This is a genomic window from Pseudomonas sp. OIL-1 (assembly GCF_010669185.1).
Taxonomy (GTDB): Bacteria; Pseudomonadota; Gammaproteobacteria; order Pseudomonadales; family Pseudomonadaceae; genus Halopseudomonas; species Halopseudomonas profundi.
Genome location: NZ_CP048629.1, coordinates 3331354 through 3344857, shown reverse-complemented (window position 1 = coordinate 3344857; position 13504 = coordinate 3331354). Strand labels below are relative to the sequence as shown.

General features: G+C 58.5%; 12 protein-coding genes and 1 tRNA gene. 6 read left to right on the top strand and 7 right to left on the bottom strand.

Annotated features, from left to right (window positions below):
- Window positions 1–10: 10 nt before the first annotated feature.
- The 6 genes from G3M63_RS15490 to G3M63_RS15465 all read right to left on the bottom strand — a co-directional run bounded on the left by G3M63_RS15490 (window position 11) and on the right by G3M63_RS15465 (window position 5625).
- The gene (locus tag G3M63_RS15490; RefSeq protein ID WP_178101006.1) at window positions 11–589 is read right to left on the bottom strand and encodes an antibiotic biosynthesis monooxygenase; all 579 of its coding nucleotides are present in this window, start codon (window positions 587–589) and stop codon (window positions 11–13) included.
- 46 nt (window positions 590–635) lie between these two features.
- On the bottom strand, window positions 636–1322 hold the full coding sequence (locus G3M63_RS15485; RefSeq protein WP_163983697.1) for a hydrolase: 687 nt from the start codon (window positions 1320–1322) through the stop codon (window positions 636–638).
- Between the two features lie 190 nt (window positions 1323–1512).
- Window positions 1513–2895 (bottom strand): alginate export family protein, encoded by a 1383-nt coding sequence (locus G3M63_RS15480; RefSeq protein WP_163983696.1) that lies wholly within the window; start codon window positions 2893–2895, stop codon window positions 1513–1515.
- A 70-nt stretch (window positions 2896–2965) separates the two neighbouring features.
- Complete coding sequence (locus G3M63_RS15475; protein WP_163983695.1) at window positions 2966–3787, bottom strand: alpha/beta fold hydrolase; 822 nt, start codon at window positions 3785–3787, stop codon at window positions 2966–2968.
- A gap of 431 nt (window positions 3788–4218) precedes the next feature.
- Window positions 4219–4875, bottom strand: a complete 657-nt coding sequence (locus G3M63_RS15470) for a glutathione S-transferase (RefSeq protein WP_163983694.1) — start codon at window positions 4873–4875, stop codon at window positions 4219–4221.
- Window positions 4876–5025: 150 nt separating this feature from the next.
- Window positions 5026–5625, bottom strand: a complete 600-nt coding sequence (locus G3M63_RS15465) for a YigZ family protein (RefSeq protein WP_163983693.1) — start codon at window positions 5623–5625, stop codon at window positions 5026–5028.
- A 275-nt stretch (window positions 5626–5900) separates the two neighbouring features.
- Between G3M63_RS15465 and G3M63_RS15460 the strand changes: the two genes are divergently transcribed.
- From G3M63_RS15460 to G3M63_RS15440, 4 genes are all read left to right on the top strand, one after another.
- Complete coding sequence (locus G3M63_RS15460; protein ID WP_163983692.1) at window positions 5901–7337, top strand: thioredoxin family protein; 1437 nt, start codon at window positions 5901–5903, stop codon at window positions 7335–7337.
- The gene (locus G3M63_RS19655) at window positions 7334–7873 is read left to right on the top strand and encodes a UGSC family (seleno)protein (RefSeq protein ID WP_306110138.1); all 540 of its coding nucleotides are present in this window, start codon (window positions 7334–7336) and stop codon (window positions 7871–7873) included. Before G3M63_RS15460 ends, G3M63_RS19655 begins: the two co-directional genes overlap by 4 nt.
- Before the next feature lie 69 nt (window positions 7874–7942).
- Window positions 7943–9829, top strand: coding sequence for a selenocysteine-specific translation elongation factor (gene selB / locus G3M63_RS15445; protein ID WP_163983690.1), 1887 nt, complete (start codon window positions 7943–7945; stop codon window positions 9827–9829).
- Window positions 9830–9832: 3 nt separating this feature from the next.
- Window positions 9833–9927: transfer RNA gene (locus G3M63_RS15440), tRNA-Sec, on the top strand.
- A gap of 33 nt (window positions 9928–9960) precedes the next feature.
- On the opposite strand, the gene G3M63_RS15435 is transcribed toward G3M63_RS15440, so the two are convergent.
- The gene (locus G3M63_RS15435; protein ID WP_163984296.1) at window positions 9961–10854 is read right to left on the bottom strand and encodes a LysR family transcriptional regulator; all 894 of its coding nucleotides are present in this window, start codon (window positions 10852–10854) and stop codon (window positions 9961–9963) included.
- A gap of 115 nt (window positions 10855–10969) precedes the next feature.
- On the opposite strand from G3M63_RS15435, the gene G3M63_RS15430 reads away from it, so the two are divergent.
- Together G3M63_RS15430 and G3M63_RS15425 are read left to right on the top strand one after the other, a co-directional pair.
- Complete coding sequence (locus G3M63_RS15430) at window positions 10970–11944, top strand: LLM class flavin-dependent oxidoreductase (RefSeq protein WP_163983689.1); 975 nt, start codon at window positions 10970–10972, stop codon at window positions 11942–11944.
- A 69-nt stretch (window positions 11945–12013) separates the two neighbouring features.
- Window positions 12014–13465 (top strand): aldehyde dehydrogenase, encoded by a 1452-nt coding sequence (locus G3M63_RS15425; protein WP_163983688.1) that lies wholly within the window; start codon window positions 12014–12016, stop codon window positions 13463–13465.
- The last annotated feature ends 39 nt before the right edge of the window (window positions 13466–13504 follow it).

Below are 13504 nucleotides of genomic sequence, written 5' to 3'. Positions count from 1 at the left end.
GGTTTGTTTTTCATGATGTAGCTCCGTCATCGTCGCCTTGTAACCAGTCTGCAAACCAGCCGGTGGCCATGGGCATGAAGACGTAAACCACCAGCAAAACAATGGTGGCCGTGATGACGATGCCGCTGGCCAGATAACCACCCAGCCAGGGGATGTTCGCGAATACCGGGCGCCAGGCCAGGGGCACCAGCAGGCTGAGCGGCAGGATCACCAGAAAGGTGACGCAGACCTGTTTCCAGCGCGGTGGCTGGGTATGTGAAGCAGCCGGGGTGAACCAGAAGTCCTTCACCGCGCTGACTTCTGTCTGGTCCCCGTCAACCAATAACGGCGACGCCTCATGGATCAGTTGTTTGCGTTCATAGGATTCGAGCCATGCGTGTAATTTTTGGGGGCCGCTAAATCGCAACACGATAGTGAAGCGTGTCAAACCTGTTTCTCGGGTCCGTACTACATTCACACCCAGGTGACCTTCGAACTTATCTGCGACACCTATGGTGCGGCGGAGCCAGGCTTCATAAGCGGTAAGCTGTTCGGGCCGCACGCAGTGGCGAACGACCAGCGTCACAATCTCGGGTAACTGTTGGGCCATGACGGCAACTCCAGCATCAGGGTGGCGTGAACCGCCCCGTAGCGGTCTAGATATCAGCGTGAACGGGCGCCAGCGTGGGTCCGTGTATCACCCGCTCTTCTGCTTTGTGCACCATGGTGTAGGCGTAATCGATACCCATGCCGTAAGCACCGGAATGCTCCTTCGCCACGGCCATAACCTCGTCATAGGTGTCGCGGTTCTTCCAGTCGCGCTGCCACTCCAGCAATACCTGTTGCCAGGTGACCGGCACCACACCGGCCTGGATCATCCGTTGCATCGAGTAATCGTGAGCCGCCTGGCTGGTGCCGCCCGAGGCGTCAGCGACCATATAGATTTCGTAGCCGCCTTCAAGCATCGCTGAGAGCGCGAACGTATTGTTGCAGACCTCTGTCCAGAGCCCTGAAACGATCACCTTGTTGCGTCCGTTACGCTTGAGCGCATCACGCACTTTCTGATCGTCCCAGGAGTTCATCGACGTGCGCTCAAGGATGGGTGCATCGGGGAATACTTCCAGTAGTTCGGGGTAGGTATGTCCCGAAAAGCTCTCGGTTTCTACCGTGGTGATCGTGGTAGGCACGCCAAAGATGCATGCCGCCTTCGCCAGGCCTACGACATTATTCTTCAGGGTTTGCCGATCAATGCTCTGCACACCGAAGGCCATTTGCGGCTGTTGATCAATGAAAATCAGCTGAGAGTTGTGGGGAGTCAGGACTTCAAGTTTGGGGTTTTGCATTGTTATCACCTCAGGCAGCCGCAATGGATTTGGTTTCGTGTGTCGCCCGTTAAATGTCGCAATACATTGCTGCGGGTTATTGGATAGCTGTCTGAGGTTTGGATGAAAATGCGATTGCTATCGATCAGCCGGGGAGGGGCTCAATCTATCGCTACACTTTTGATCGTTGATTCGGAGTCGTTATCGCGGCTCAATACTTCCACTCGAGCTGAACCTTGAGAAATTGCGCATCACTCCCACCGGCACGTTTGATCACTTCTTCTGCAAAAAAATGACTGTAGCTGAGGTCCATGCTCAGGTGCCGGCTCCACTGATAATCCAGGCTGACTGACGGCGTGTGTGCCACAAAGTGGCCGGACACTGCTGCCGTGTTCGGCAAAGGGGTCAGCCCGCGTACATAGACCGCGTCCTGTTTCTCAAGACGCCAGAAAAAGTTCCAGTCCAACGCCAGCGACATTTGAGGGGTAAGGCGCCAACTGATTTCCGGTTCGATATTGTAAAAATTCTGGGGCGCAAAGATCGCGGCCTCTTCAAAGTAGGCCAGGTTCGGGAACAATGGATTAAACGTCTGAAGTTTGCCGTCATCAGGATCGCTGTCGCCACTAGCAACGTTGGCGCTCAGCGCAATGCGTGGCTGCCAGCGGGCATTGGCAAATCGGTATCCAACAAGGCCGGCCACTGTCCATCCACGAATATCGGCATCGCCAAAATCACCAAACTGGTACAAGGCTTCAACGTCCCAATCCCAGCCATTTTGGATGCCGTAGAGGCGCATCCCCATGGAATGCCGCGTTTCTTTCTCCACCCCTTGAGCATAAGCCGCATCTTTTCTATCAAGCCCAAGGTAATAGATATCAGCGCTGCCCCGGCCAAGCACCCAGGTACTGTTCAGCCCCCAGACGGATTCGTCTCGGCGACTCGTGTTGTCGAACATTCCCTCGTCCACATCAACTGGCTGCAAATAAAATGCTCGCCATTGCGCAGCACCGAGAGCGCTATCCCAACGCAAACCGTCGTAAGAGCGGCGGACATTGGATCCGTCCCGGGTGCCCATAAGCCGCGCGGACCCCAGTCCCATTTCCTGGCGACCAATCCGCCACCGGGAATTGCCGATTTGCCAGTCAAGAAATGCCTGTGCCAGTGCAGTTTTATCCTTGTCGAAGGGCCCTGGCGTAAGATCACCACCAGAATCTGCATAGTTCGCGCTCAATTCGACAAAGGCGCGGATCCTGTTGCCAAGATGAATGTCGGCATGTCCATATAAGCGCTGCAACCAGACCGTGCCATCCGATCCACCCAGCAGTCCAAACCGATCGTTATCATAGGCATTGATGCGACTGCGTAATGATCCTCCGAAGGTAACGTACCCCTCGTGACCGGAGGCTTGAAATGGCTGGTACTTCAGACTTTCGTACGCACTCAGCTGCGGCTTTTCACCCAGATTGCGATAGTCCTCGTTCCAGCGAAACGTTTCCATTTCTGAATCAGCAGCCAGGCTTGTAGCCGCTACCGTAAATGCGACGAATGACAATGAGATCGCCGTATAGATACTGACGCTTGAATTGATGGTCATCGCAGGATCCTCGCTGTCGCGACCCGTTGATTGCTGGAACCAGGGCGGCCCAGGACCGCCCTGTGGTGGTTCAACTACGAATAAATGCCAGTACGTCCGCGTTGAACTCTTCAGCATTAATCTGCGCCAGGCCATGCGAGCCCCCCGGGTAGATTTTCAGGATGGCGTCCCTGACGATTTCTGCAGCCAATTCTGCAGAAGCTGCGAGGGGCACGATCTGATCATCGTCACCGTGGATGAATAGCACTGGCTTGTTGATGGCTTGCAGGTCAGCGGTGTAGTCGACTTCGGAGAACTCATGAATGCAGTCGAAGTGCGCCTTGATTCCGCCTTGCATGCCCTGCAGCCAGAACGCCTTTCCGAGTCCTTCATTAACTACGGCGCCCTCCCGATTAAAACCATAGAAGGGCACCGTCAGGTCCCGGAAAAACTGCGAACGATCTGCAGCGGTGCCTGCACGAATGCCGTCAAACGCTTCCATTGGGGTGCCGTTGGGATTGTTGTCGGTCTTCAGCATCAACGGTGGCACAGCACCAACCAGCACGACCTTCGCCACGCGTGCAGAACCATGGCGGCCGATATAGTGCGCCACTTCGCCGCCGCCAGTGGAGTGGCCGATCATGACGATACTGCGAAGATCCAGATGCTCAAACAGCTCAGCAAGATCGTCAGCATATCGATCCATATTGTTGCCATCCCAGGTCTGCTCCGACCGCCCATGGCCCCGGCGATCATGGGCGATGACTCGATAGCCCTGTTGGCCGAAGAACAACATCTGGTTATCCCAGGCGTCAGATGACAACGGCCAGCCGTGTGAGAAAAAGACCGGCTGGCCTGAGCCCCAGTCTTTGTAGAATAGAGCGACGTTATCGCTAGTTGTGTACGTAGTCATGATATGGCTCCTGTGGGTGAGTGCCACAGGAAGGATAGGAAGATGACCCAGGCGACGATAGAACAAGGATGTCGTTTTTGTACGATGCAGGCTTGGTTACAGTTCGTCATCTGATGTGCCGGCGGTCATGGGTCGGAGCTGATACCAAACCTGTGCGTTCAGTTGGCCAACTGCGCTGCAACGACATCCGCTTTGGTATCTAAATCAAGGCTGATGCACGCCTGGATCGTTTGAAGGTACTCAATGTGAACCGTTGGGTTCACATTGAGTACCTAGCTGCCGGACATATCAAAAGCTCGGGTGGCGGCAGGCTTTGCGCTTACCGCTTGGAGGGGGGGGAGGGGTGATTTGTCGAAAGACTGTTGCGTGTGGGTAACTGGATGACAGCAGTTCTCTCGTTACCCCAGACGTCGCGGCCCTCGGGTGCCGTTCTATGGATACACCACTATTTCATCGCCTTCTTGCCAGGGCTGGAACTTGATCATTACTTGCTGAAAAATCGGATGTTCCAGCCAATCCTTCAGCCATTGCTGTAAATGCGGATAGGGCAGTCTGTAAAACACCTCCTGATCGACATGGGCGAACTGGCGTACAAACGGCATGATGCCGATATCAGCGATGCTGATATTGTCTCCCAGCAGGTTCTCGTTCTTGGTCAGCAACTGCTCTAATAACCGCAAGAACACCTCGCCGCGCTGCCGATACTCTGATTGGGTTAACTCCGGATGGCGATCGGCGTATTTGTAGCGATCCAACCAATGTTTGAATTCGGTATCGTTCTGGTCGATCAGGCTATTAGCGCTTACTAGATCGACGTTCAGCAGACCTTGCGGATCATTCTGTCGCAGAGCCCATTCCAGTATTTCCCTGCTTTCCTCGATAACGCGTCGCCCAGAGCTGCCATCGCCAGGCAGCTCCAGGACCGGAACCGTGCCTTTTGGGCTGATAGCCAGCATCTGTGGCGGCTTGTTTTTAAGCACAACCTCCCGCAGCTCCACCTGCAGCGCCGCAAGCAGTAAGCCCAGGCGAGCGCGCATGGCGTAAGGACAGCGACGGAAGGAGTACAAGCGAGGTAGTGAAACGGACATGATGTGCTTCCTGACTGAATAAACCACCACCAGGCACGCTAGTGGCCGATCCCAAAAAGATGATAAAGGTGATGAAGGCGGTCCCTGCCTACGGCGCGACAGTTGCTGCTTTCCTTTGCTGACTACGTCGGAAGCCTGATCGTTGTTGCGTTATGGATCAGGCTGTGCGCCAGTCTCCCAGCCGAGTTCCCCCCGGGTGATCGATAAAAGCTGCTCCCGCAGCGCGCCGGCTGCGGTGACAGGCAGGCGCACTTGCAACCGCACTGCTTGCCCATGGCTGACTGCGAGCAGCTCGCCGCCAAGCTCCGTAATCAGGTTTCGAGCCATTCCTTCATTGGCGTAAGCCAGCTCGCAGCACAGCGTCTGGCTGGGAATGTGCTCGACTTTTTCAGCCTGCAACAGCGCTTGGGCTACAGCATCGGTGTAGGCACGCACCAGTCCACCGGCGCCCAGCTTGATACCGCCGAAATAACGCACCACTGTCGCCAGCACGCCGTCCAGCTCTTGATGACGCAATACTTCGAGCATCGGGCGGCCCGCTGTACCCGAGGGCTCACCATCGTCCACTGCCGCGCTATGCCCGCCGGCCAGGAGTGCCCAGCACACATGAGCGCAGCCGGGATGCAGCATGCGCAGCTCGTTCACCCGCGCCTGCGCCGCGGCGCGATCGGCCACGGGTTCGATAAAGGCAAGAAAGCGACTTTTGCGGATTTCCAGAATACTGGTGACGGGGTGAGCAAGACTGTACATGGTGCCCAGCATAACCCGGCGTTAGCTGTGCATACAGCGTCCGGCACGAAGTCCTCACAGAGCCCACAGCTTGCATACGGACCCATGTCATCGATTACAAACCGCCGCGCAGGAAGAAACAGTCGCCTAACGAGTGCGCAGAATCGAGCCCACCCCTGAAGCACTGATACCTGCCCAATCACCCCGCACATGATCACGCCCGCTGGCTTGGCAGCACATCCCCGGCTGCCTATGCTGTCTTTCCGAGACACGCACGAGCAGCCCAAAGGCCCAACATGACTTTATCCTTGCCCGATGGGCTGATTGTAGTGGCCAAAGCCGACTGCCCGACTTGCCGCCTGATTGAGCCTTTGCTGGCAGAGCTGGACCAGGCTGGGCCGCTGACGGTGCTGGTGCAGGATTCCGAAGAGTACGCCGCTGCGTTGCCTGGCACCCGGTATGACCGGACGCTGGAGCAGTCCTTTCGTTTGGGCATCGAGTTTGTGCCGACATTGATCCGGGTGGAGCAGGGCGTGGAGGTCGAGCGTACCTATGGTTGGCATAAAGAGGATTGGCGTGTGCTGTCCGGCATTGGCGATCTCGGTGACGACTTACCCGTCATGCGCCCCGGTTGCGGCTCCAAGACCCTGGACCCGGGCACTGCCGAGGAGCTGGAGCTGGCCTTTGGTGATGTGCAGCTGCAGTCGCGCGAGATTGATATAACCGGTGCAGATGATGCCATTGAGGCCTGCTACGAGCGTGGCTGGAGTGATGGTCTGCCGGTTGTGCCGCCAACCCCGGTGCGAGTACTGCGTATGCTCAAGGCTACCGAGCGTGCTGGCGATCAGGTGCTGGGCTTGATGCCGCCTGATCTGGTGCCCTGCACCGTGGAAAAGGTGGCGATCAATGCCGTGATGGCCGGGTGCAAGCCGGAATATATGCCGGTTCTGCTGGCCGCCGTCGAGGCAGCCTTGACCGATCAATTCGGTTTGCACGGGCTGACCTGTACCACCATGTTTGGCAGCCCGATGATTGTGGTCAACGGCCCGATCACCAGGGCAATCGGGATGAATTCCGGTGTCAATGCGCTGGGGCAGGGCAACCGCGCCAACGCGACCATTGGCCGAGCCCTGCAATTGATCGTGCGTAATGTGGGTGGCGGCCGGCCTGGCGAGATCGATCGCTCGACCATGGGTAACCCTGGCAAGTACAGCTTTTGTTTTGCTGAAGCCGAAGACAGTGACTGGTTGCCCCTGGCACAGGAACGCGGTATTCCGGCTGGCCGCTCTGCGGTCACGCTGTTTCCCGGTGAGGGCGTGCAGGGCATTGTCGATCAGAAGTCCCGCGATCCTGAATCGCTGGCACGTTCCTTTGCTCTATCACTGCGCACAGTCGATCACGCCAAGCTGGCTATGGCTGGCGATGCGGTGCTGGCGGTATCCCCCGAACATGCGCGGGTGTTCATCGACGCGGGTTGGTCCAAGCAGCGCCTGCACGAAGAGTTAGAACAACTGCTGCTGGCGCCCGGTGCCGATCTGGTGGCCGGTGCCGGCGGGATTGCGGAGGGCATTCCAGAACGTTTCAAGGGTGAACAGGTACCCAAGTTTCGCCCTGGCGGCCTGTTGATTGTTCGGGTTGGCGGCACCGCCGGCCTGTTTTCAGCCATTATCGCCGGCTGGGCCGCATCCGGCCCGGTGGGCTCATCACCGGTAACCTGCGAGGTGACATCATGAACGAAAGCATACTGCTCGACCCCACGGCCGAGCGAGCCCCCGCCGAGCGCGCACGACTGGCTCGGCCAGACAGCCTTAACGGCAAGGTCGTTGGCCTGCTGGATATTTCCAAGCCGCGTGGCAACGTGTTTCTCGATCGGATCGAGGAGCAACTGAGTGGCATGGGTATTGAGGTCAAGCGTTACGCCAAGCCGACCTTTACCCGTATCGCACCGACCGAACTCAAGCAGCAGATTGCCGCTGAAGTGGATCTGCTGGTGGAAGGTCTGGCCGACTGAGGATCGTGCACGTCGTGCTGTATGCATGACATCGCCGATCTGGAGTCACGTCAGATCCCAGGAGTAGGGGTTGCCTCCAGTGAGTTTGTTGAAGCAGCAGCAATGCAGTCCAGAGCGCTGGGGTTCGACCCGGCCATGGTCTTTGTGCCGCATCCGATTCAGGACCGCACCGACGCAGAAATGCGCGCACTGGCCGATGGTGCGTTGGCCGACATCCTGCGGCTATTGCGTGCCGAGGGGGATGCTGGCCAACCTTGAAGGCAGTGCTAATCAGGCATTGGTTGGAACTGTGAGCGCGCGCTTCCCATTGCCGTGGCAGGCGCGCCAGTGATCATCGCCACAGCCGGGCATGTGGACCACGGCAAGACCGCATTGATCAAGGCCCTAACGGGCAAGGATACCGACCAACTGCCCGAGGAGCAGCGCCGCGGCCTGACCATCGACCTCGGCTTTGCCTGGCTGCACGACCCGCAGCTTGGGCCGCTAGCCTTTGTCGATGTGCCCGGGCACGCACGCTTTATTCGCACCATGCTTGCCGGCCTCGCCGGAGTCGACGCCGCCCTGTTGGTAGTCGCGGCCGATGAAGGGCCAATGCCACAAACCCGCGAACACCTGACACTGCTGAATCTGTTGGGCATTGCCCGTGGGCGGCTAGTGATAAGCAAAATCGACCGCGCCAGTACTGAACAGCTGGAAGCAACCCGGCAGGCTGTTGCCGAACTGGTTCAAGGCCGCGCACTGGCCGAGCACCCACCGCTGGAAGTCTCAAGCCTGACCGGGGAGGGTATGGACGCCCTGCGACTGGCCATTCAGCAATTAGGGCAAAACGCTGGCCCAGTCGATACATCAGGGCCTCCGCGCTTTCTGGTTGACCGGCGTTTCAGCGTTACCGGCAGTGGCTGCGTGGTCACTGGCTCCTTGCTCAGTGGTGAGTTGCATACCGGTAATCAACTGACCCTGACACCGGAGGCGCGCAAGGTACGGATTCGCGGCATGCAACAGGATGGTCAGCCAGTAAGCCGCCTCCAGGCTGGCCAAAGAGCCGCACTGAACCTTGCAGGTGAGCTGGATGCCGAACATCCCCAGCGCGGCGACTGGCTATTGAATGCAGCTATGCACCAGTTGACCGATCGCCTGGATATCTCCCTGCGTCTGGTAAGCGATACTCGTCTGCACCGCGGCACCTTGCAGATTCTGACCGGTGCCACGGCCACCAGCGGACGTGTGGTGTGGCTGGATGAATCGGCAGGCCTCGCCCAGGTATTGCTCGACCAACCTGTGCATGTCGCGGTGGGTGATTGTGTGATCGTACGCGAGCCAGCGGCGAACCAGACGCTCGGCGGAGGCCGAGTGATTGATCCGTTGGGCCGCCAACGCGGACGCACTAAACAGGACTATCTTGCCCGCTTAGCCGCGCTGCATGGAGTTACTTCGCCAACAGAGGCGCTGGCAATAGAGCTTGAACACCAGAGCGAAGTTGCAATACCCGCTTTTGCTTTGCGCTGGCAACTGACCGAAACAGAGCTGGCAAACAGCCTGAGCAAAGTGCCTGTGGTTCGCCTCGGGGATCAGGCGTTGCACCCGCAACGAGTAGCGCACGCCGAACAGACCATTGTCACCACCTTGCAGCAAAGCCATGCCGAACAACCGGAGCAACGGGGGCTGACGCTACATACACTCCTGCGCCGTGCTGCACTGGGCCTGTCACCACCGAGTAGTGGCCTGTTACTCAAGCGCATGGTGGATAAACGCCTATTGCGCCAAGAAGGCGGCATCTTCGCCTTGCCCGATCACCAGCCGCAGCTTGCTGAAAGCGATGTGGCGTTCTGGGAGCAAGTTTCCTCTGAACTGACCCAGGCAGGTTTACGGCCACCGATAGTTGGCGAACTGGCAGAACGACTCGGTACCAGCCGGGAGGAGATGCTGGCTTTCATGCGCCGCATGCAAGCCTGGGGCTATCTGCTGGGCGTGGCGCCCAATCGCTTTTACCTGCCTCAGCAACTGGATCAGCTGGCCGCTGTAGCGGCTGCACTCTGTGGTGAGTCTGAAGACGGCGGTTTTATCGCGGCCGAGTACCGCGACAGATCACGCATCGGCCGCAACCTGACCATACAGGTGCTGGAGTACCTTGATCGCGCCGGGGTGACTTGGTATCGCCGGCAACGTCGCTACCTACAACCGGCCTGGCAACGCCAGCAAGCAGAAGACAATTGATTAGGATGGACATCGCCCCCGGTGGGGCGCCCGGACTTCAACTCCGGTGAGATGCGCAACGCGTGTCTGGTGGGTTCGACTCCCATGTCCTTCCGCCATTTACCGCTGCGATCAGTGCCGCAAGAGGATTTTCAGGCATCGGGTGTACCCAGCCGATCCACCATGAAGTCGACGAATGCCCTGACTTTGGGTAGAGACTGGCGCCCTGATGGCCACAGCAGGCGGACGTTGCGCTCATCTTGCATCTGCTTTTCCAGAACCTTGACCAGTCGCCCGTCCGAGAGCGCGTCAGCGATGATGAATTCCGGCAGTAGCGCAATGCCTACGCCTGCTTCGGCCATGGCATGCAAGGCCCCGGTCGCGTTGGCGATGACTGATTCCGGTATTTCGACGGAGGTTGGTTGCCCCTGCTCGATTAATGGCCAGGACGAGAGTTTTCCGCTACTTGGAAAACGGTAGCGCAGGCAGACATGGGCACTCAGGTCGGCAGCGCGGACGGGCGTGCCGTAGCGCGACAGATAGGAGGGCGCCGCGACCAGAAGGTGCGTAAAACCCTTGAGTTTACGCATGGTTAGTCGCGAATCGTCGACTTCACCGATGCGCAACACGGCATCGAATCCTTCCTCAATGACATTGACCAGTCGATCACCGAAATTCAGCTCCAGCTCAATGCTGGGAAACATCTGCTGAAAATCGCAGAGATGGGGCATGAGGTACAGGCCGATTTGCGGCAAGCCGACACGCAGCTTGCCTTGCGGGGCGGAGCTGGCCTGGCTCAGTTCCGCTCGGGCTGCCTCGAACTCTGCAAGGATGCGCTGGCAGCGATTCAGAAAAAGCTGACCCTCGGCGGTAAGCGTGATGGAGCGCGTGGAGCGGTGAAACAGCCGTACGTCCAGTTGCTCTTCCAGCCGGACAACCGCTTTGCCAACCGCTGAGGAGGAAATGCCAAGTCTGCGTCCGGCTGCGGTAAAACTGCGGGTCTCGGCAGAGTGGACGAAGGCTTCTAGCGCACCGAAGTAATCCATAGCCATGGGTTTTCCTTTGCTGATTGCAGCTTTATTTTCCGATATGTTGTGAACGATATCCTATTTTTCCTGAATAGCGTATGACCTAGAGTGCTTGGCTTTTCAGGAGTCATCCGTGACCAAACTATCCGTACTTGATCTGATGATGATCGGTGAAGACAAAGGCTTCGCCGATACCCTGGCTGAGGCACGCATGCTTGCCAGACATGTTGAAAAGCATGGCTACGAGCGCTATTGGATAGCCGAGCATCATGACCTGCCGGGCATTGCATCCTCGGCCACCACGCTGTTGATCAGTGACCTGGCCGCCGCCACCAGTACCCTGCGCGTGGGCGCTGGCGGCATCATGCTACCTAACCATTCGCCGCTGATGGTCGCTGAGCAATTCGCCACCCTCGCGACACTTTATCCCGGCCGTATCGATCTGGGCCTGGGGCGGGCCGCCGGCGCTGCCGGGCCGACCATTCGTGCCCTGCGTGGCGATGCCTCGGAGCGGGATTTCGAGCAGGATATCCGCGTGCTGTCGGACTACTTGCAGAACAATGGTCGCCAGCCCGTGCGCGGCATACCCGGCAAGCACGACATCCCGCTGTGGATTCTCGGCTCCAGCATGAACAGTGCCGACCTGGCCGCCCGACTGGGCCTACCTTATTCCTTCGCCTCGCACTTCGCGCCGCATTTCCTGAAGGATGCCGTGGCGCATTACCGGGCCAACTTCAAGCCGTCCGCCGTACTGGACCAGCCGTATGTCATTGCCGGTATCAACGTGTTCGCCGCGGACACCGAGCAGGACGCCCAATACCACGCCAGTTCGCATTTCCACTGGGTCAACATGCTGTATCGGGGCCGACCGGGACCGCTGCCCTTGCCTCAGGAGGATTACCTGCAACGGATTTCCGCAAGCGAGCGCAACGCTCTGCAGCAGGCCACGGCCTATACCGCCATGGGTGACGTCGATCAGGTGGGCGAGTGGTTACGCCGGTTTATTGCCATAAGCGAAGCTGACGAGCTGATCATCGATGCGCGGATCCACGACCCAGCGGCACGCTGCCGTTCCTACCAACTAGCGGCCGAGGCTTTGTCCTCGTGAGCACTCGGCAGTGACGCTCCTTATAGTGGTCGCTGCCTTTCCTTCTTATTTGAAAGCAGAGGTACCAACTTGACCGTACAACTCATTATCGATAATCAGAAGAGTGACGCCTCCGATGGCAAAACTTTCCAACACATCGACCCGCTGACAGGCACGTTGGTCAGCACCGGCGCCGCGTGTGGCGTGGAAGACGCCGCGCGGGTCGCCGAATCATCTCAACGCGCCTTTCGCGTCTGGTCCAAGACCGGGCCGGACGAGCGCCGCCGGATTCTGCTGGCTGCAGCCGATATTCTGGAAGCGAAAACCGATGATTTCTGCGCAGCAATGGCCGAAGAAGTCGGTTCGTCCCAGCTGTGGGCGCAGAGCAACGTGCAATCATCAGCAAAACTGCTACGCGAAGCGGCCGGGATGACCACGCAGATCAAAGGTGAAACCATCCCCAGTGACCGGCCCGGCACTTTGTCTATGACTTTGCGCCAGCCGGTAGGCACAGTGCTGAGCATAGTGCCGTGGAACGGCCCGATCTTGCTCGGTGCACGCGCCATTGCCTACCCACTGGCCTGCGGCAATACCGTGATTTTCAAGGGTTCGGAAACCAGCCCCAGAGTCCATGAGTTGCTTGCCGAGGTGTTTGTCGAAGCCGGTCTGCCGGCGGGTGTTCTGAATTTCATTGTCACAGACCCGGCCGACGCCGCAGCCGTTACCGAAGTGCTGGTGGCCCATGACACCGTGCGCCGGGTGAACTTCACCGGCTCGACCAATGTGGGCCGCATGATCGCTCAGACCTGCGCCAAGTATCTCAAGCGCTGCCTACTGGAGCTGGGCGGCAAGGCACCCTTCATTGTGTTGGATGATGCGGATATCGATGGTGCAATCAACGCCGCTGTATTCGGTGCCTTTCTCTATCAAGGCCAGATCTGCATGTCCACCGAGCGCTTCGTGGTCGACGAGGCGGTCGCCGATGCCTTCGCCTCAGGCTTCGCCGAGCGCGTGAGCAAGCTTGACGTGGGTATCCCGACGCAAGCACCGAACTGCATTGTTGGTCCGGTCATTGGCAGCGGTGCGTTAGGCCGAATCAATGATCTGATCGACGATGCGCTGAGCAAAGGCGCCAAGCTGATTGCCGGCGCACTGGGTGACAGCACGCTGATGCAGCCGATGTTGGTGGATCATGTCACGCCCGAGATGAAGATCTACCACGAGGAAACCTTCGGCCCCGTCACCATCATCGTTCGCACCAAGGGCGCCGAGCAGGCGTTGGAGATCGCCAATGACAGCGCCTTCGGCCTGTCGTCATCAATCTTCACGCGTGATATCAGTCGCGCATTGGAGTTGGCCAACCGGCTGGATGCCGGCTGCATCCACATCAATGGCGCCACGGTCAATCATGAGCCCCAGGCACCTTACGGCGGGATGAAGAACAGTGGGTATGGCCGCTTCGATGGTAGCGCGGTAATCGAGGAGTTCACCGAAATCAAATGGGTGACGATCCAGCCTTCGGATCAGCCTTACCCGTTCTGAGCACATTGCCGGCGCAGTCATGCGCCGGCAATCCTTCCT

Coding starts and splice junctions, on each gene's coding strand:
- G3M63_RS15485 (WP_163983697.1), bottom strand. CDS start 1,322: ATGCAAAACCCCAAACTTGAAGTCCTGACTCCCCACAACTCTCAGCTG.
- G3M63_RS15460 (WP_163983692.1), top strand. CDS start 5,901: ATGACTTTATCCTTGCCCGATGGGCTGATTGTAGTGGCCAAAGCCGAC.
- G3M63_RS15435 (WP_163984296.1), bottom strand. CDS start 10,854: ATGGATTACTTCGGTGCGCTAGAAGCCTTCGTCCACTCTGCCGAGACC.
- G3M63_RS15470 (WP_163983694.1), bottom strand. CDS start 4,875: ATGTCCGTTTCACTACCTCGCTTGTACTCCTTCCGTCGCTGTCCTTAC.
- G3M63_RS15475 (WP_163983695.1), bottom strand. CDS start 3,787: ATGACTACGTACACAACTAGCGATAACGTCGCTCTATTCTACAAAGAC.
- G3M63_RS15465 (WP_163983693.1), bottom strand. CDS start 5,625: ATGTACAGTCTTGCTCACCCCGTCACCAGTATTCTGGAAATCCGCAAA.
- G3M63_RS15490 (WP_178101006.1), bottom strand. CDS start 589: ATGGCCCAACAGTTACCCGAGATTGTGACGCTGGTCGTTCGCCACTGC.
- G3M63_RS15480 (WP_163983696.1), bottom strand. CDS start 2,895: ATGACCATCAATTCAAGCGTCAGTATCTATACGGCGATCTCATTGTCA.